The sequence below is a fragment of the Leeuwenhoekiella polynyae genome, assembly GCF_004104075.1.
Lineage (GTDB): Bacteria > Bacteroidota > Bacteroidia > Flavobacteriales > Flavobacteriaceae > Leeuwenhoekiella > Leeuwenhoekiella polynyae.
In genome coordinates this window covers 71,321-90,649 of the sequence record NZ_QOVK01000003.1, presented here as the reverse complement: position 1 = coordinate 90,649, position 19,329 = coordinate 71,321, and the positions used below count along the sequence as shown (strand labels likewise).

The 19,329-nt window shown below is 37.9% G+C and carries 18 protein-coding genes; 15 read left to right on the top strand and 3 right to left on the bottom strand.

Annotated elements, in window-relative coordinates; all coding sequences use genetic code 11:
• The first annotated feature begins 6 nt into the window (after positions 1-6).
• Positions 7-1,395 (top strand): sugar transferase, encoded by a 1,389-nt coding sequence (locus DSM02_RS05535; RefSeq protein ID WP_128764701.1) that lies wholly within the window; start codon positions 7-9, stop codon positions 1,393-1,395.
• A 15-nt stretch (positions 1,396-1,410) separates the two neighbouring features.
• Here the strand turns inward: DSM02_RS05535 and lnt are convergent, their stop codons facing one another.
• On the bottom strand, positions 1,411-3,015 hold the full coding sequence (lnt, locus tag DSM02_RS05530) for an apolipoprotein N-acyltransferase (RefSeq protein ID WP_128764700.1): 1,605 nt from the start codon (positions 3,013-3,015) through the stop codon (positions 1,411-1,413).
• A 149-nt stretch (positions 3,016-3,164) separates the two neighbouring features.
• Between lnt and DSM02_RS05525 the strand changes: the two genes are divergently transcribed.
• On the top strand, positions 3,165-4,067 hold the full coding sequence (locus tag DSM02_RS05525; protein WP_128764699.1) for a TIGR01777 family oxidoreductase: 903 nt from the start codon (positions 3,165-3,167) through the stop codon (positions 4,065-4,067).
• Positions 4,068-4,151: 84 nt separating this feature from the next.
• On the opposite strand, the gene DSM02_RS05520 is transcribed toward DSM02_RS05525, so the two are convergent.
• Complete coding sequence (locus DSM02_RS05520; protein ID WP_128764698.1) at positions 4,152-4,823, bottom strand: YceI family protein; 672 nt, start codon at positions 4,821-4,823, stop codon at positions 4,152-4,154.
• Positions 4,824-4,976: 153 nt separating this feature from the next.
• Here DSM02_RS05520 and DSM02_RS05515 point away from each other — a divergent pair, with 153 nt between their 5' ends.
• The 10 genes from DSM02_RS05515 to DSM02_RS05470 all read left to right on the top strand — a co-directional run bounded on the left by DSM02_RS05515 (position 4,977) and on the right by DSM02_RS05470 (position 16,328).
• A complete protein-coding gene (locus DSM02_RS05515; protein ID WP_128762458.1) occupies positions 4,977-5,543 on the top strand; it encodes a nucleotide exchange factor GrpE in 567 nt (188 codons plus the stop codon).
• A 41-nt stretch (positions 5,544-5,584) separates the two neighbouring features.
• Positions 5,585-6,712 (top strand): molecular chaperone DnaJ, encoded by a 1,128-nt coding sequence (gene dnaJ / locus DSM02_RS05510; RefSeq protein WP_128764697.1) that lies wholly within the window; start codon positions 5,585-5,587, stop codon positions 6,710-6,712.
• Between the two features lie 314 nt (positions 6,713-7,026).
• Positions 7,027-7,983 carry an ABC transporter ATP-binding protein gene (locus tag DSM02_RS05505; protein ID WP_128762456.1) on the top strand — a complete coding sequence of 319 codons (957 nt, stop codon included), beginning with the start codon at positions 7,027-7,029 and terminating at the stop codon, positions 7,981-7,983.
• Positions 7,983-9,272: an ABC transporter permease gene (locus tag DSM02_RS05500; RefSeq protein ID WP_128764696.1), complete on the top strand. Its 1,290-nt coding sequence runs from the start codon at positions 7,983-7,985 to the stop codon at positions 9,270-9,272. Before DSM02_RS05505 ends, DSM02_RS05500 begins: the two co-directional genes overlap by 1 nt.
• A 1-nt stretch (position 9,273) precedes the next feature.
• Positions 9,274-10,197 carry a mechanosensitive ion channel family protein gene (locus tag DSM02_RS05495; protein ID WP_128764695.1) on the top strand — a complete coding sequence of 308 codons (924 nt, stop codon included), beginning with the start codon at positions 9,274-9,276 and terminating at the stop codon, positions 10,195-10,197.
• A gap of 7 nt (positions 10,198-10,204) precedes the next feature.
• Positions 10,205-11,092: a hypothetical protein gene (locus DSM02_RS05490; RefSeq protein WP_128764694.1), complete on the top strand. Its 888-nt coding sequence runs from the start codon at positions 10,205-10,207 to the stop codon at positions 11,090-11,092.
• A 2-nt stretch (positions 11,093-11,094) separates the two neighbouring features.
• Complete coding sequence (locus tag DSM02_RS05485) at positions 11,095-12,258, top strand: sigma-54-dependent transcriptional regulator (RefSeq protein WP_128764693.1); 1,164 nt, start codon at positions 11,095-11,097, stop codon at positions 12,256-12,258.
• Positions 12,259-12,313: 55 nt separating this feature from the next.
• A complete protein-coding gene (locus DSM02_RS05480; protein ID WP_128764692.1) occupies positions 12,314-13,180 on the top strand; it encodes a PPK2 family polyphosphate kinase in 867 nt (288 codons plus the stop codon).
• A gap of 115 nt (positions 13,181-13,295) precedes the next feature.
• Entirely contained in the window at positions 13,296-14,711 is a 1,416-nt protein-coding gene (locus DSM02_RS05475) for a M20/M25/M40 family metallo-hydrolase (protein ID WP_128764691.1), read from the top strand.
• A gap of 87 nt (positions 14,712-14,798) precedes the next feature.
• Positions 14,799-16,328: a GH3 family domain-containing protein gene (locus DSM02_RS05470; protein WP_128764690.1), complete on the top strand. Its 1,530-nt coding sequence runs from the start codon at positions 14,799-14,801 to the stop codon at positions 16,326-16,328.
• On the opposite strand, the gene DSM02_RS05465 is transcribed toward DSM02_RS05470, so the two are convergent.
• The gene (locus DSM02_RS05465) at positions 16,325-16,909 is read right to left on the bottom strand and encodes a hypothetical protein (RefSeq protein WP_128764689.1); all 585 of its coding nucleotides are present in this window, start codon (positions 16,907-16,909) and stop codon (positions 16,325-16,327) included. The two genes, DSM02_RS05470 and DSM02_RS05465, sit on opposite strands and share 4 nt — an antisense overlap.
• A 201-nt stretch (positions 16,910-17,110) precedes the next feature.
• On the opposite strand from DSM02_RS05465, the gene DSM02_RS05460 reads away from it, so the two are divergent.
• Genes DSM02_RS05460 through DSM02_RS05450 form a run of 3 tightly spaced genes read left to right on the top strand, consistent with a single transcriptional unit; the run spans position 17,111 to position 19,235 of the window.
• Positions 17,111-18,427 (top strand): MATE family efflux transporter, encoded by a 1,317-nt coding sequence (locus tag DSM02_RS05460; RefSeq protein ID WP_128762559.1) that lies wholly within the window; start codon positions 17,111-17,113, stop codon positions 18,425-18,427.
• Complete coding sequence (locus tag DSM02_RS05455) at positions 18,424-18,990, top strand: pentapeptide repeat-containing protein (protein ID WP_128764688.1); 567 nt, start codon at positions 18,424-18,426, stop codon at positions 18,988-18,990. The genes DSM02_RS05460 and DSM02_RS05455 overlap by 4 nt, the downstream gene beginning before the upstream one ends.
• Positions 18,991-18,992: 2 nt before the next feature.
• Positions 18,993-19,235: a DUF3820 family protein gene (locus DSM02_RS05450; RefSeq protein WP_128762446.1), complete on the top strand. Its 243-nt coding sequence runs from the start codon at positions 18,993-18,995 to the stop codon at positions 19,233-19,235.
• Positions 19,236-19,329: the final 94 nt, after the last annotated feature.

Below are 19,329 nucleotides of genomic sequence, written 5' to 3'. Positions count from 1 at the left end.
CCCTAAATGTCTTGGATACCGAACATTCACTTCGAAATCTCAGAGCGCAAAATACTACTGCGTATATTTGACCTTGTATTCATCTTTTTGATGATTGCATTGGTCTATAATGGTTTTGATTTTGAGTATTTGAAATTTAAACCCAATAGCTGGAAATGGGTATTTATTCTCATACTGTATTACACACTTTTTGCCGCAATCTTTGAGATGTATGACCTGCAGAAAGCAGCTTCATTTCAGACGACACTTAAAAATGTCTTATTAACGGTTTCTATGACCGTTTTGTTTTTTGTGCTAACTCCGTTTTTTACTCCAGTGTTACCGCAGAACCGCTTACAAATCTTATTTTTCTTTGGTTCTTTAGTTGTAGGGTTGTTGCTGTGGCGCTATACGTACATCAATCTTATTTCTGCACCGCGATTCAATAAACGAATACTGGTTGTAGGAAATAGCTTTGATATCAATTTAATTGCAGAAAACCTTCATGTTGCAGATCCTAATTATCGAGTGATAGGTTTTGTAAATACAGATAATATAAAGCCAGATTCTTTTGATCGAAGATTAAGAGCTATTGAAGTTGATAATTTACTGAAAGCTATAAAGCGTTATTCTGTTTCAGAAATCGTTGTTGCGAGCCCATCACAAGGTGTAGGAGTTGATTTGTATAATAAATTGATCACACTTTTAGAGCAAGGATTCCCTATTAGAGAATATACTCAGGTTTATGAAGAAATTACGCAACGGGTCCCCGTACAGCATGTAGAACGTGATTTTTATAAATATTTTCCATTTAGCCGCAGTAATAAGAATCGGTTTTACTTATTTGTCAGTAGTTTTTTTAATGTGATTTTTGCGGCATTCGTGTTGTTTTTGACACTTATTGTACTCCCTTTGATCCTTTTAGGAAATCTTATAGCAAATAGAGGGCCTCTGTTTTATACGCAGGTACGTGTCGGTCAAAATGGAAAGCATTTTAAGATTATAAAGTTTAGAACGATGGTGATTGATGCAGAATCTGGTGGAGCTCAATGGGCTCAGAAAAAGGATACGCGCATAACCCCTTTTGGTAAGTTTCTTCGAAACACACGTGTTGATGAAATTCCACAATGTATTAATGTTTTAAAAGGGGAAATGAGCCTTATAGGTCCTCGTCCAGAGCGTCCTGTTTTTGTAAAGGAGCTCTCAGAAAAGATCCCATTTTATGAAATACGACACGTTGTGAAGCCTGGTTTAACAGGTTGGGCTCAGGTGCGCGGACGCTATGCCGAATCTGTAGATGATACCTTAGAAAAATTACAATACGATTTGTTCTACATCAAGCACCGTAATGTGTTTCTCGATCTCAATATTTTACTAAAAACAATAAGTACGATAATTTACTATCGCGGTCAGTAGTTTTCAGGTAAGTTTCTAAGGCTTTTTTCTTCGGAAAAATAAAAAAATTAAAAGGCCAATTGCTGGAACAAAGGCTAGTTTAGCAAGATAATCGCCGTGCTTGCTGTAAAAGGTAAGCTTCTTATTTTTATTTACATTGCCTTTTAAGGTTCCTCGTAAGCCATAGCCCAATTCTTTCTCAATTTCTCCTTTCTGATTGATTATTGCCGAAATACCCGTGTTTGCGCTACGCGCGATACTTCTTCGGTTTTCTATAGCCCGCAGTCTGGCGTAGTTGAGGTGTTGTTTGTGACCTTGAGTGTCTCCCCACCACGCATCATTAGTTATGATGGCTAAAAATTCTGCCCCAGCTTTAACATAATCAGTCACAAAATCTCCGTAAACCGACTCGTAACAAATAATAGGAGCAACTTTAGTTTCATCAGTCCCTGTAAATGCGACTCTGTTTTTTTGAGTCGTTTTCATCGAAACCGTACCGCCCAGATCAATCATTACATCACCCAATAGCGGTTTTAAAATACTTTGATACGGGAAGTTTTCAACTCCAACGACCAATTTACTTTTGTGGTAAATCTGTGAGGTGTCTGATTGATTTAGTAAAAAAGCAGAGTTGAAAAAGTCTGCCCAAATCGGATTCCCAATCCGGTCTTTACCAACGTAGTTTGTTGTAGATATAATATCTTCCTCGTTGGTATACAACCTGTAAAATTGAATTCCCGCCAGATAGTTTAAGTCAGGATAAGTATTTAAAAAATCTTTTGCTTTTTCCTTTTCGGCACTGTATTCAAAATTGCGAATATCTACACCGGCACCTTCAGCCAATACGGTTTCGGGAGCGATTAAAAAATCTGTTGAATCGGTCAGACTCTTAGAAGCTTCTTCAAAAAGTAAATCTGCAATACGCTCATTTGTAGTATTGTATTTTTCAGTATAGGGGTCGATATTCGGCTGAAGCAAAACAACTTCAACAGGATCTTGAGTTTCTGTATAGTTGTGATAAATAAGTTGACTAGCACCAATAGGAATAAGAATTACTCCGGCAGCAAATGCTAATTTTATAAACAGCGTTCTTTGATTTTTTGTTTCGGCGAAAGCCAAAACTCCTTTAAAAATTAAAGCATTAACAACCCAAACCCAAAGTGTTCCGCCAAAAGTCCCCGTGAATTCATACCATTGAATCCAGCCGGTGTACGTAGCAAAACCATTACCCAGATTGAGCCAGGGCCAGGAAAATTCCCAGTTGAGATGCATAAACTCAAAAAGCATCCATAGTGAAATGAGAAAAACCAGACTTAAGTTTACAGAAAGACGTTTGCTAGCTCGTCTATAGAACATCCATACAAATGTCATTAAAAGGGAATTCGCCAAAACAGCAAACCACATCCCAAATCCTGTGGAATTATACAGCCACCAAGTGGTTATGATATTGAATATAAAAAAGGCTAAATAGGCAAGGCCGAAAAGTTTAAGTCCCGATTTTTTAACCGGTTTTAAAATGGATTTATGTGTTACCCAAAGCAATGGAACGAAGCAGCAAAAGAGTAATAATGGAAAACCATAAGTAGGCCAGGCTAGCGCCAGTAAAAGTCCGGTAGTGAGTGCTAAAATCAGATTTTTCATAAATACATAACCTAATAAAGACTGCAAGTTACTATAAGCATATTTAAGTCTAAAGTACAATAACGCATTATAGATTAAAGCATTGTTAAACATCTATCAAATAGGCTATCACTAAGCGCTTAGTGGCTAACTTAGTGCAAAAACAAGCGATGCGAATTTTAATTACAGGTGCCACAGGTCTAGTGGGACAAGAATTGTGTAAACAACTATTAGACTCCGGGATTGCAGTAAATTATTTAACTACAAGTCCAGAGAAAGTAGAGACTAAAACAAACTATCATGGTTTTGTGTGGAATGCCAAAACCGGAGAGATTGATACAGCTTGCTTAGAGGGTGTCACCAGCGTTATTCACTTGGCAGGTGCGAGCATTGCAGAACGCTGGACAGATAGCTACAAGAAAACCATTTTAGATAGTCGTACAAATACTGCAGCTCTTCTTTTTAAAACGTTACAGAATACGCCTAACGAAGTAAAACAGTTTGTTTCTGCTAGTGCTATAGGTGCATATCCTTCTTCAAAAACCACTATTTATACCGAAGCTTTTATGACCTATAATAAAGGATTTTTAGGAACTGTTGTTGAAGCTTGGGAAAAAGCAGCAGATCAGTTTCAAGAACTGGGGCTAAAAGTTGCAAAAGTGCGTGTGGGTGTTGTTTTGGCAAAAGAGGGTGGTGCATTAGAAAAATTAGCACAGCCAATAAAAACATATGTAGGCGCTCCGTTGGGAGATGGTAAGCAATGGCAATCGTGGGTTCATTTAGAAGATTTAGCAGGAATATTTAAAACGGTTATTGAAGAGAATCTCGACGGGATTTATAACGCAGTAGCTCCAAATCCGGTAACCAATAAGACGTTGACTAAAGAGGTTGCTGCGTTGTTAGATAAGCCTTTGATCTTACCCAATGTTCCAGAGTTTGCTTTAAAGCTTTTGCTAGGTGAGATGGCTGCTGTAGTTTTGGAAAGTCAGAAAGTGAGTTCAGAAAAGACCGAAACGATTTATAGTTTTAAATACAAGCACTTACACAATGCTTTAAAAGATCTTTTAGGCTAGTAGAGTCATTAAAACCGTAAAAGTTTATGCATAAAAAAAAACCGGCCTTGAGCCGGTTTTATAATTCAATACTATTGAATGAGATTACATTTGTTGGTTAGCAACAATTGTAAATTCTAATTCAATCTCATCGTTGATGAATTTATCACCTAAGTTGTCAAATACAGATTTAGAACCGTAGTTTACATTCCAGTTAGTACGGTCTATTGTAAATGGCTCAGATTTTAAAGTTAACGTGTTACCAGCAACTTCATAAGTTACAGGAAACTCGATGTTTTTCTTAGTTTCCTTAAGTGTAAGGTTACCAGCCATTATTTTCTTACCATCTTTTTCTGTTACTCCAGTAATTTCAAAAGCAGCAGTAGGATATTTATTTACGTTAAAAAAGTCACCTTCTTTACCTTCAACTGTTCCTTTAAGGTGATCTTCAAGACTTGCTTTTTGATCTCCTTCAAGATCTGTAACAGCTATAGAAGTCATATCGATTAGGAAACTACCACTAAGCATGCCATCTTCAAGACGAACAACTCCAGATTCAAGACCTAAAGTACCTGTATGAGTACCGGTTGGTTTTGCACCCTCCCAGCTAATTTCTGATTCTTCTTTATCAAGCATAAATTTTGAAGCTTCAGCAGTTACTTCAGCAGCAGCTTCAGCATCTGCAGCTTCCGTTTCATTCTTAGCTTCATTTTTACAAGATACTGCAGCTGTAAGTAGCGCAGCCATAGTAAATAACGTTAAAAATTTAATTTTCATTTTAAATACTTTTTTAGTGTTAATTGAGAGTCCAAAAATAGAAGAAACAATAACATTTGCTCTTAAATAAACTATAAAATATATTGGTGACATTTTGACATTTTTACAACAATGGCAGTACTTTTGCCAATTGCAAAGCAAATAAGATATACAATGAGTTCAGAAAATAAAGAAGAGATCCTTCACGAGAACGAAGAAAATAAAGCGCAAGATGTGCAACAGGCTGATGCAGAGTCACAAAGTGATGCTGTTGAAATTGAAGATAGCGAAGATGAATTGGCTAAATATAAAGCTGACTTAGAAAAGGAAAAAGATAAATTTTTACGTCTTTTTGCTGAATTTGAAAACTATAAACGTCGCACAAGTAAAGAGCGTGTAGAAATGTTTAAGACCGCAGGTCAGGAAGTTATGCAGGCTATGCTGCCAGTTCTGGACGATTTTGACAGAGCGATGACAGAAATTCAAAAAGCAAAAGACAAAAACCTGCAAAAAGGTGTAGAGCTTATCAGTAATAAGTTGAGAGAGACACTTAAGGCAAAAGGTTTAAAGCAAATGGAAGTAAAAACCGGTGACGCTTTTGATGCTGACTTACATGAGGCAATCACACAGATTCCGGCTCCTAAAGATAGCTTGAAAGGTAAAATTGTTGATGTAGTTGAGAACGGATATCAGTTGGGAGAAAAAATCATTCGCTACCCAAAGGTTGTAGTTGGGCAGTAAGAAGTAAGAGTTACTACTAATAAATTGAAGCAGAGACAGGGATGAAAGAAGATTATTACGACATACTAGGCTTAAGCAAAAATGCAACGGCTGCAGAGATAAAAAAGGCATATAGGAAGAAGGCGATCAAGTATCACCCAGATAAAAATCCGGGGGATTCTGAAGCTGAAGAACTCTTTAAGAAAGCTGCAGAAGCATATGAAGTACTAGGTGATGAAAATAAACGTGCGCGTTACGATCAATACGGTCATCAAGCCTTTGAAGGCGGTGGCTTTGGCGGCGGTGGCGGCATGAATATGGACGACATCTTTAGCCAGTTTGGTGATATTTTCGGTAGCGCCTTTGGTGGCGGCGGAGGCGGTTTTGGAGGCTTCGGTGGCGGCTTTGGCGGTCAGCGAAGAACCAAAGGAAGTAACTTACGTATACGTGTAAAACTTACTTTAGAAGAAATTGCCAATGGTGCAGAGAAAAAGATCAAAGTAAAGCGTAAAAAGCAAGCAAGCGGTACAACTTATAAAACCTGTACAACTTGTGGTGGTAGTGGTCAAGTTACTCGAGTTACGAATACGATTTTAGGTAGAATGCAAACAGCTTCTCCTTGTACAGCATGTGGCGGTAGCGGTCAGATTATAGAATCTAAAGCTGCAGACGCAGATTCCCAAGGAATGAAGACCGAAGAAGAAACGGTTTCCATCAAAATACCGGCTGGTGTTGTAGACGGAATGCAGTTAAAAGTTACCGGAAAAGGTAACGAAGCACCAGGTAATAATGGTATTGCAGGTGACTTGCTCGTGGTGATTGAAGAAGCGCAGCATGACACATTAAGCCGTGAAGGAGATAATTTACATTACGATTTATATATAAGTATTCCTGAAGCAGTTCTGGGTACAAGTAAAGAGATTGATACCGTTACCGGTAAGGTGCGAATCAAAATTGAAGAGGGAGCTCAAAGCGGTAAGATATTACGTTTACGCGGAAAAGGTATTCCGTCAATTAACGGGTATGGTAAAGGAGATTTATTGGTACACGTGAATGTGTGGACGCCTAAAAACCTCAATAAAGAACAAAAAACTTTCTTTGAAAATATGCTTGATGATGAGCATTTCTCTCCGCAACCACAGCGAGAGGATAAGTCTTTTTTCGAGAAGGTTAAAGACATGTTTTCTTAGATTTTAAGATGATATTAAGAAAAAAGTGTATATTTGAATATCACTAATCACTAGTTAGTGATATTTTTCTTTTTCATAGCAATTTTTTTCCCATCCTTGATGCAAATTAAGGGTGGGTTTTTGTTTTTTAGGACTTTAGCGTTTCGTTTAGGTACTAAATAATTCTTAACTGGCTTATAGGCTGTAAGCTTTTCATATCTTTAGCTTTTATTTTCACTCGATAATCGAGATTTAAATATTCCGGGGCTTGCCTCGAATTAAAAAGTTGTTTCATTATAATACCTTATGGGCTTGCTCAAGGTGATTTACATTCTATGACAGACCTCTTAGTCGCTGACCATATTCATAAAAAATACGGCAATTATACCGCACTCAATGACCTTTCTATTACTGTCCCAAAAGGAAGTATTTTTGGATTACTAGGTCCCAACGGTGCTGGTAAAACTACATTGATTCGCATTATTAATCAGATTACCATGCCAGATACCGGTACGGTTTTTTTAGATGGGGAACCTCTTGATCAAAAGCATATTATCAATATAGGGTATATGCCAGAAGAACGCGGCCTTTACAAGTCTATGAAAGTAGGGGAGCAGGTGATTTATCTAGCTAGACTAAAAGGACTCACTAAAGCAGAAGCAAAAGAACGCAGTACCTACTGGTTTGAGCGTTTAGGTATGATGAGTTGGTGGAATAAAAAAATACAGGAATTGTCTAAGGGTCAAGCGCAAAAAGTACAGTTTATTGTTACGGTGCTTCATAGGCCTAAGCTTTTAATTTTTGATGAACCCTTCAGTGGTTTTGATCCAATTAATGCATCGTTGATCAAAGACGAAATTCTTAAGTTACGAGAAGAAGGAGCTACCATACTTTTTTCAACACACCGTATGGAATCTGTTGAACAAATGTGTGATCACATTGCCCTAATGCATAAAAGCAATAAAATATTAGATGGTCGTTTGGTAGATATCAAACGGGCATACCGCACCAATACTTTTGAAATAGGTTTAGAAACAGCAAACGATAGTTTATCAGGTTTACAGCTTTTACAAACTGAAGTTTTAAATTCAATTCCTTCTAATTGGGAAATGCATGAAGCTCATTTTAAAACTATTAATGAAAATGATCTCAAAATACAAGTTAAAATTCCTGAAGATTTAAAACCTAACGAGTTGCTGAACTTTTTAGCAGCAAAAGGGACTATCAATCATTTTGTTGAAGTAGTGCCTACAGTAAATGATATATTTATTCAAACCATCAACGCAAATTAATGGGAGCTTTAGGTTTAATAATCAGAAGAGAATATAGAGCACGGGTAAGTAATCGCTCATTTATAATCATGACCTTTTTGAGTCCGTTGATTGTAGTGGGGATGATAATGCTTATTACCTATTTGACACAGCTCAATCAAGCCGGGAAACAAACCATTGTTGTAGTTGATGAAAGCGCAATGTTTTATAAAGAGTTTGAGAATACAGAGAGTATAGACTATCTGGATCTCTCTCCTGCCGGACTCGAAGTGGCTAAAACAGAGGTTGAAAAGAACAACTATTTTGGATTACTTTATATCCCTGAAAACGTAAAGAAAAATACATCAGGGGTAATTTTCTTCGGAAACGAAGCTCCGGGGATTTCTACCTTAGAAAGTATAGAGGAACAAATTCAGACTAAAATCACCAATGAAAAGTTGCTGGATCGCGGAGTCGATCTAGATTTAATTGATGAAGCAAAAACCCTGGTTTCAATAAACATTGAGGACTTTCAAGGAGAACGAACTTCAAAAATATCAAGCTGGATCAAAGCTGGTTTTGGGGGTGGTGCCGGGTATTTGTTGATGATGTTTATCATCATTTATAGTAATATGGTTATGCGCTCTGTAATCGAAGAAAAAACGAATCGGATTATTGAGGTAATCATTTCATCAGTGAAGCCTTTTAAACTCATGATGGGTAAAATTATGGGAACGACATTGGCTGGTATCACGCAGTTTATGATCTGGTTGATTATAGGTGGAGGTTTGTTAACTTTTTTGACGCTTTATCTGGGTTTAGATGCAACAGCTCCCAATACACCTGTGGGTAATATGGCAACTACAGATCTTGATAAAATAGAACTTATCGTTCTTGATATTCTCAATTTACCCTTGCTCAAACTAGCCGGGTTCTTCCTGATATATTTTATAGGAGGATACTTCTTGTATAGCTCTATTTATGCGGCAATAGGTGCGGCAGTAGATAGTGAGACCGATACGCAACAGTTTATGCTTCCTATCATTATGCCGTTAATGTTGGCGATTTATGTAGGCTTTTTTGCAGTAATCGAGAATCCTGATGGTTCTGTAGCAACAATATTTTCTATGATACCGCTAACCTCGCCTATTGTTATGTTGATGCGTATTCCTTTTGGAGTACCGTGGTGGCAACTCGCTTTATCGGTAAGTATACTGGTAGCTAGTTTTATTTTTACCGTTTGGTTTGGTTCAAAAATATATAGGGTGGGGATTTTAATGTATGGTAAAAAACCTACTTATAAAGAAATTTTAAAGTGGATTAAGTACTAAGATGATTCAAGACGAAGTAAAAGAAACCGTTAAGGAAAGTGCCGAAAAGGTAAAGGACGTCCTCGAAGAAAATATATGGGGAACCATACAGGATTTTCTCGAGCTCGGTATTCATTTTAAAACAGGTAATACGCCTATAGATTTTACGGTAGGCCATTTGTTACTGGTTGTGTTGTCATTTATAGTTGCAACAGCGGTCTTAAGGCTTATACGAAGCTTGATTACTCGTAAAATGAATCTTGAGAATGAGCTCAAGTTTAAGAGTATTTTCAAATTCATACGTTACATCGTTTATGTTATCGTTGTCGTTATCACCTTGAGCGCATCGGGTATTGATGTGACTGTTTTGCTCACCGCATCGGCAGCATTGTTCGTAGGTCTTGGTCTGGCGTTGCAAGATCTTTTTACTGATATTATCGGCGGAATTTTTATAATGATTGATAAGTCTTTGTCTGTAGGAGATGTAGTTGAAATTGATGGTAAGGTAGGTCGCATATTTGAAATTAAGCTGCGTACTACAAGAGCGCTTACTCGTGATGATAAAGTAATCATTGTGCCTAATCATCATTTCATAAGTGACATCGTTTATAACTACACCCAGAACCATCGCACAACGCGAGAAACGGTAAAAGTTGGCGTAGCCTATGGTAGCGATACGAATTTGGTTCGTAAAATTTTATTAGAATGCGCAGGTCAACAAAATGGGGTTCTCAAAACTCCTAAACCTACGGTGCTTTTTGAAGATTTTGGTGATTCAGCTTTAATGTTTGGTGTCTATTTCTTTATTAACGATAGCTTCTCAGACCCTAGAATTAAAAGTGAAATTCGGTTTCGAATAGATCAAGAATTCAGGAAAAACAATATTACAATTCCGTTTCCACAGCGAGATGTACATTTTTACCGCACAAACTCTTCAGACTCCTAAAATATATATGATCAAGAAACTCATTTTTAGTATTACCGTGCTTTTTGCACTAAGTGCTCAGGCACAATCAACAGATATCGCTCGGGTAGAGTATATGCATATCCCTTTTAGTAATTCTGATAATGCGGTTGGACGTTTTAGGGCCTTGTTGCAGGTGCCTATTCCGTTGGATAAAGACTTGAATAAAATAATCGTTGCCGGGTTTGAATACCGAAATGTAAACATTGATATAAAGGATGCGGTTCCTGCAGGATTCAACATTCAAGATGTAAGTTCATTACACCGCATTTCTGGCTACGTGGGTTATGTGTGGAAGGCTAAAGAAAACTGGCGTTTTGGTGTAAAAGCGGGTGCACGTATAAACTCAAATCTAGCCGGAAGTTTGGTTAGTGATGACTGGATTTACACGGCTTCGGTCTACGCAATAAACGATATGAAAGATGCTTCTACCACAAAGCCATATCGCTGGATTTTTGGGCTTGATTATTCAACTACTCCGGGACGTAACTTTCCGCTTCCGTTAGTTAATTATTACCGGGAATTTCATCCCAACTGGACGTATACCCTCGGTGTACCTAAAACAAATATTCGGCATTATTTAAACGATGATCATAAAGATGCTTTACAAGCTTTTGTTACACTTGATAACTTTTTTGCTAACATTCAGAACAACATGACTATAAATGATCAAACAGCAGAAAATATTTCGATGACGATTATTCTGGGTGGTTTAGGATATGAGCATTTTTTCACAAAGCATTTGCTATATTATGCATACGCAACACATTCAATAAATAATGACTTTAGATTGCGTAATAATAACCGGGACGATATTTACACGATAAATAGCGACAATACGTTTTATTTTAGAACCGGTGTCAAATTTAAATTTTAGAGATGTCAAAAATATTAATCATAGAAGATGAAGCGGCCATCCGCAGGGTTTTAACTAAAATTCTTACAGAGGAAAGTAAAGAATATCAGGTAGAGGAAGCTGAGGACGGTCTGGCAGGGATGGAGAAAATTAAAGACAATGATTATGATCTTGTTCTCTGTGATATTAAAATGCCAAAGATGGATGGCGTAGAGGTACTGGAAGCTACAAAAAAGATAAAGCCTGAAATACCCATGGTCATGATTTCAGGGCATGGAGATCTGGATACCGCTGTAAATACGATGCGTTTGGGCGCCTTTGATTATATTTCAAAACCACCGGATCTCAACAGACTTTTAAACACGGTTCGTAATGCTTTAGACCGAAAGAATCTGGTTGTTGAAAATACCCGTCTCAAGAATAAGGTCAGTAAGCAGTATGAGATGATTGGTGAGAGCGAAGCCATTATCAAGATCAAAGATATTATAGAAAAAGTAGCTCCCACCGAAGCGCGTGTACTCATTACCGGGCCTAATGGAACCGGGAAAGAACTCGTAGCGCATTGGCTTCACGAGAAAAGTGATCGCGCTAAAGGCCCTATGATTGAGGTGAATTGTGCTGCGATACCTTCAGAATTGATAGAGAGTGAGCTTTTTGGTCATGTGAAAGGCGCTTTTACTTCGGCAAATAAAGATCGCGCCGGTAAATTTGAAGCTGCTAATGGCGGAACAATATTTCTAGATGAGATAGGCGATATGAGTCTTTCGGCGCAAGCCAAAGTGCTCCGTGCACTTCAGGAGAGTAGAGTTTCTCGTGTGGGTAGTGATAAAGATATTAAAGTAGATGTTCGTGTTTTAGCGGCAACCAATAAAGACCTTAAGAAAGAAATAGCAGAGGGTAAATTTAGAGAAGATTTATACCATCGCCTGGCTGTGATTTTAATACCTGTTCCTGCATTAAATGATCGTAGAGACGATATTCCGTTACTAGTAACTCATTTTTCTAATAAGGTAGCAACAGAGCAAGGGACTGCTGTTAAAAACTTCACTGATAAGGCAATCAGTAAATTACAAGAATACGACTGGACCGGTAATATTAGAGAGTTGCGTAATGTTGTGGAGCGCTTAATTATTTTGGGTGGAAGTGAAGTCTCTGAAGAAGATGTAAAACTTTTTGCCAGTAAATAGGTTTGATGAAAACCTCTGAAAATTTTAATATCGATTACCGCATAAATAACCAACTATGAAAGCTTCAGATTATCAAATTACACAACCTATTCAGTTAAAAGACCAGGAAACCCATCAGGATTTCGGTAAGAAAAAAGAACTTGAAAAAGAGCTGGATTCGGTTAGTAAAAAGATTGCAGAAATTCAAAACGCCATGTATGCGCAAGGTAAATATGCCGCGTTGATCTGTATTCAAGGCATGGATACTGCCGGGAAGGATAGTTTGATTCGGGAGGTTTTTAAAAACTTCAACGCTCGCGGTGTTGTTGTTCATAGTTTTAAAGTTCCTACAAGTTTAGAGTTGGGCCACGATTATTTATGGCGTCATTATATTGCATTACCAGCTCGGGGCAAGTTTGGTATTTTTAACCGTACCCATTATGAGAACGTCTTGGTGACACGGGTACATCCGGAATATGTTTTGAACGAAAACATTCCGGGAATTGATAGTGTTTCAGATATTGATGAAGCATTCTGGGAAAAGCGTTTTGAGCAGATCAATAATTTTGAAAAGCACATTGCTGAAAACGGGACCATCATCTTTAAATTCTTCTTGCATCTCTCTAAAGAAGAGCAAAAGAACAGGTTACTACGTCGTCTCAATAAACCCAATAAAAACTGGAAGTTTTCTGCAGCAGATTTAAAAGAACGCGAACTCTGGGATGAATATCAGAAATGCTATGAAGATGCCATTAATAAAACTTCAAAATTTCACGCCCCGTGGTATATTATCCCTGCAGATGATAAGCCTACTGCGCGTTTGATTTTAGCTAATATATTACTCGAAAAACTTTCGGAATATAAAGATATTATAGAGCCGGAGCTAGATGCGAAAACAAAGCATAACCTTGATGCGTACCGCAAGCAACTGGGAACGGAATAAATAAGTTCAGCTTTAACATAAAATCGCTTCAATTGAGGCGATTTTTTTGTTTAATGAAACCATATACCGTAAGAGAATCTTAATTTTAAAGTTCATCTAAAAAACACAACAAATTTTGAAAAGAATTTATCTACTCCTCGTAGCCTTATTAAGTCTGAACTTCCTTTCTGCACAGACTGTAAAAGACTCGGTACAACTGCGTAATTTTTATGATTTATCACTTTTAGACGGTCAGAGTTATGAGTGGCTTGATGCTTTGTCTAATGAAATTGGACCACGCCTAAGCGGTAGCACCGGAGCAGAAAAAGCTGTACAATGGGCTAAAGAAGAATTAGAGGGCATAGGCCTTGATAAAGTATGGTTGCAGCCTGTAATGGTTCCCAAATGGGAGCGTGGTGCTCCTGAAAAAGCTTTTATTGAAGGAGTAGACACCAAAGTAGATGTGCCGGTTTGCGCATTGGGAGGTTCTATTGCAACTAAACCTTCTGGCATTACTGCAGAAGTAATCGAAGTACAAGGACTGGATGATCTGGCTAAATACGGTGAAGATCGAATTAAAGGTAAAATTGTTTTTTACAACCGCCCCATGCAGGCAGACCTTATTCAGACGTTTAATGCCTATGGTGGTTGCGTGGATCAGCGTTATTCTGGAGCTAAAGAAGCAGCAAAATATGGAGCGGTAGGCGTGATCGTGCGATCTATGAATTTAAGAATGGATGACCTGCCACACACGGGTGCGATGTCTTATGGTGATTTGCCAAACGAGCAGCGAATCCCGGCAGCTGCTATCAGTACTAATGGTGCAGCGCTTTTAAGTAAAATGCTTAAAAAAGATGAGAAGACTCAGTTTTATTTAAAAATGAACTGTAAAAACTATGAAGAAGATGTGCCTTCTTTTAATGTGATTGGCGAGATCACGGGCAGTGAGAAACCTAATGAATTTATGGTTGTAGGTGGTCATTTAGATTCATGGGATTTGGGAGACGGAAGCCATGACGATGGAGCAGGTGTTGTACAAAGTATGGAGGTTTTAAGGTTGATGAAAGCAGCTAACTATAAGCCAAAACACAGTATTCGTGTGGTGCTTTTTATGAATGAAGAGAACGGTCTGCGCGGCGGTACTGAATATGCTAAGGTAGCTAAAGAAGAAGGGGAGAAGCACGTTTTTGCTTTAGAAAGTGATGCCGGTGGTTTTACACCTAGAGGTTTTTCTTTTGATGCAGACGCGGCAAACTTTGCTCAGGTACAAAGCTGGATTCCATTATTCAAACCCTATTTGATCCACTTTTTTGAATTAGGAGGTAGCGGTGCAGATGTTGGTCCATTAAAAGAAGAAGGTACAGTTCTTGCAGGATTACGACCTGATTCTCAGCGTTATTTTGATCATCATCATGCGAGTAATGATACTTTTGATGCGGTAAATAAAAGAGAATTAGAATTAGGCGCTGCAACAATGACTAGCCTGGTTTACTTATTTGATACTTATGGAGTGAAACCCGCAATACCAAACCGACAACCGCTTAAGAAATAAGTTTTGCTGTTAAACTTCTACTAAGTAAAGACCTCTTTATCACGAGGTCTTTTATTTTTGATAGAAATCAGAACTAACAACCAAACTATGGCAATTTTAGGCGCACTCATAAAAGGTATTATAGATATATCAGATAAAGTAATCCCTGAATCTAATCCTTTAGAAGAGCAAGAAGAAGTACTTAAAAAATTGCTTGAAAAAGCTAAGAATACGCAGTTTGGTCAGTTTTATGGTTTTGATGCTATTTTAAAGTCTGAGAATGTAGCAAAAACATTTGCAGAGGAAGTTCCGTTTTTCGATTACAACAGTCTTAATGAAGAGTGGTGGTCTAAATTACACGATGGCGAGGTAGATGTAACGTGGCCCGGAACGCCAGATTATTTTGCGTTAAGTAGCGGTACCACGGGCAAGAGCAGTAAACGTATTCCTGTAACAGACGAGATGGTTGATGCCATTCGTACAGCCGGTATTAAACAAGTAGGGGCATTGGCTCATTTTGATCTGGAGTCTGATTTCTTTGAAAAAGAAATTATGATGCTGGGGAGTTCTACAGATCTCGCAAAGCGAAATGGTCACGAGGAAGGTGAAATAAGTGGGATAAGCGCTAGTAATATTCCGTTTTGGTTTAGAGGGTATTACAAGCCGGGTGAAGATATCGCGAAGATCGAAGATTGGGATGAACGCGTGCAACATATTGCTGAGAAAGCTGAAGAATGGGATATTGGTGCTTTAAGCGGAATTCCGAGCTGGATCGAGCTGATGCTAGAGAAAGTCATTGAGCACCATGATCTTAAGAATATTCATGAGATTTGGCCTAATCTTCAGGTGTATACTTCAGGAGGGGTGGCGTTTCAGCCTTATGAAAAAAGCTTTAATGCTTTACTAGGAAAACCAATTACTGTAATTGATACCTATCTGGCTTCAGAAGGTTTCATTGCATTTCAGGCTAGACCTGAAACCCAGTCTATGAAACTGGTTACCGATAACGGAATCTATTTTGAATTTGTACCGATGAATCCTGACTATATTAATGAGGATGGCTCAATCGTACAAGATGCGCCGGTGGTTAGTTTGGCTGACGTAGAAGAAGATCAAGACTATATTTTGATCATTTCAACGGTTTCAGGATCGTGGAGGTATTTAATAGGTGATACGATTGCCTTTACAGATAAAGCTAGAGCAGAAATAAAAATTACGGGTAGAACTAAGTTTTTCCTGAACACCGTGGGTTCTCAACTCTCGGTAAATAAAATGGAAGCCGCTGTACAGGAGTTGGAAGAAAAGTTTGATATCAAAATACCTGAGTTTACTATTGCTGCAAAGCGTAATCCGGAAGACGATGAGTTTTATCACTATTGGTATTTAGGGACCGAAACTTCAGTTTCTAATGAAGAGCTGGCTGACGCCTTAGATAAAAGCTTACAAGATGCCAATAAAAATTATGCGGTAGCTCGTAGTAAAGCGCTTAAAGGTGTTTTTGTAAACACCGTAAATCCTGATGTTTTTTACGAATGGAGTGGCGCCAATAAGAAAAAAGGCGGACAAGTAAAAATGGAAAAAGTAATGAACGAAGAGAAGTTTGCCGAGTGGGAGGCATTTGTAAAAGAGCAGGCTTAATTTTCTAGCTCTTCTTCGGGTATTTTATTTTCATTAATAAGTATCATAATCTCTTCTGGAGATAGGTAAAGCCTTTTTATTCTGGCTTTATAGATTTCTGATATGTGTGCATGATTCAGAATAAAATCTTTAGTCTTTAAAATATATTCTCCCATTCCGTGGGCTACAGCAAAGGTATCTGCAGCACGTTCTGCTTCTCGAATAAATTTTGGGAAATACAGGTATTTTAATCCAAACCAGATCAAGCCTAAGCTGCTGCGATCCCGGTAATCCATAATGTGACCCAGTTCATGACCAATCCATCCAATTAGTACGTCAGAAGGAATATCGGTAATTTTAAATGCTTCATCTTCAATCTTTACCTTTTTGCTTATAAAGATCACATAATCACGCTTTTTTCTAGGTCTTAAAAGTGATTTAAAAACAGGCTGAGCCTGCATAGTAGATTTCTTAATATCATTTTTGAACTTTAAAGAGATATTAGTATCAGCCAACTGGGGGTAGTGCGAAAGTGCAATTCTGGCTTCTTTTTCTATGCTTAGAGGGATGTCTTTATGTTCCAGATTTTCGATGTACTTCATAAGAAAGGTAAAGTTAGGCATCGCTCTAAAAATTCGCTGTTAATGCCATTGTAAATTCAAAATTCTTAACGAGCAATGCTTCCTTTAAAATCAGAAGAGTCTTAATCTTTAGTATTACTTTTGCAGTCCTAAAAAAATGCTGTTTTGTTAGCTGATTATACTAAAGAATTCCGTCAAAATTTGAAGATCGCCTATCCGGTAATGCTGGGCCAACTGGGGCATATTCTGGTTGCGCTTGCAGATAACCTGATGGTTGGGCGATTGGGTCCTGCACAACTTGCAGCTGTCTCACTGGGTAACAGTCTTATTTTTATTGCACTTTCTCTAGGGATTGGTTTTTCATTTGCAATTACGCCATTAGTCGCAGAAGCAGATGGTAAAGGAGATGTGCAAACCGGAAGGAATTATTTTCACCACGGTATCGTGATGTGTGCTTTAAACGGAATTTTACTTTTTGTTCTGTTACTTCTTGCTAAGCCTATCTTATATTACCTCGATCAGCCGGTTGAGGTTGTAGAACTTGCAATTCCGTATATGGATATTGTTGCATTTTCGTTGATTCCATTGATGGTTTTTCAGGCATTCAAACAGTTTGCTGACGGTTTGTCAAACACGCGCTATGCGATGTATGCAACATTGGTTTCTAATGTAGTGAATGTGTTTTTCAACTTTATTCTTATTTATGGTTTTTGGATTTTTCCAAGACTGGAATTAGTAGGTGCCGCTTACGGAACGCTCATTTCACGGTTTTTTATGCTGTGGATGCTCTATTATATTCTAAGCCGAAAAAATAAATTCAAGCCTTATTTTATCTGGACGCGTCGCAAAGCTTTTCAACTTCCTGTTTTTAAGAAGCTTTTTGATCTGGGATTTCCTACCGCTATGCAAATGCTTTTTGAAGTTTCGTTATTTACTTCATGTATTTTTCTTTCAGGAATTTTAGGGACTAATGCTCAGGCAGCCAATCAAATTGCATTAAATCTCGCTGCAATGACTTTTATGATAGCTGTAGGGCTGGGTGTTACTGCGACCATTCGCGTGGGAAATCAAAAAGGCAAATCTGATTATAAAAATATGCGCCGCATTGCATTTTCACTCTTTTTACAGGTTTTTCTGATCGAGGCGGTATTTGCAATAGGCTTTATTTTGCTCAAAGATATTCTACCTACGTTCTACTTAGATAATATTGAGGTCATTGCGTTGGCAGCTCAATTGCTCATTGTTGCCGCCCTTTTTCAGCTTAGTGATGGTTTGCAAGTGGTTATTTTAGGTGCACTCCGTGGCTTGCAAGATGTTAATATCCCGACGGGAATTTGCTTTATTGCTTATTGGTTAGTAGGCTTTCCAGTAGCTTGGTATTTTGGTCAGGCAGATCAGATGGGGAGTCAGGGAATTTGGTACGGTTTGTTAGCCGGGCTCAGTGCTTCGGCGGTGTTGTTATATATTCGTTTTAATTATTTAAGCCGAAAATTGATCCATAAAAATTCTGTAGAATCTTCAATAGAAACAGAATTATGAACGAGTTGCTAACTGATCAGGTTTATGAAGGGGTTGACTTTGTTATAAACCCAATTATTGCAGATTTTGAAGATTGCATCTTTAAGAGTTGTCTTTTTGCAAAAGCAGATCTATCTAAGTTGACTTTTACAAATTGCACCTTTGAAAATTGTGACTTGAGCGCTGTAAAATTGACGCAGACCGCTTTGCAAGAATGTGAGTTTATAGACTGTAAAATGCTGGGTATTGCTTTTGAAGCATGTTCAGATTTTCTGTTTCAGATCAATTGCCAGTCTTGTATTCTTAATTTCAGTAGTTTTTATAAGTTAGATTTGACTTTGTCTCAGTTTCATCAATGTCAGTTTAAGAAAACAGATTTTACAGAGGCAAATCTGAGTACTGTATTTTTAAGCGAATGTGATCTTGCAGGTGCGACTTTTGAGAGTACAAATTTGCAAAAGACTGATTTTTCTTCGGCATTAAACTACACCTTAAATCCCGATAAAAATAAGATTGCCGGTGCGGTTTTTAGTAAGGAAGGAATTGCAGGGTTGTTGTCCTCGTATAAAATAAAAATTGTCTGATTTTGAATCCAGAAAGTCTTGTAGAGCTCGCGCATTATAAAATGCCTTTTGGTAAGTATAAAGACCGTTATCTGGTTGAGATCCCCGAATATTATTTTGGTTGGTTTAAGCAAAAAGGCTTCCCTGAAGGAAAACTGGGTTTTATGATGGAGCAAATGCACGAGATAAAAATCAATGGCTTAGAGGAACTTATCTTTAAGATCAGGCGTGAATACCCGGCTCCTAAACCCAAAAGAAAGTCTTAAAAATAATACCATTTTCAGCTTAAAAGGTTCGCCAATAAATCCCTACCTTTGCATCCCGTAGACGCGCTCTTCATGTTAAAAAGAGCTTAAAAAA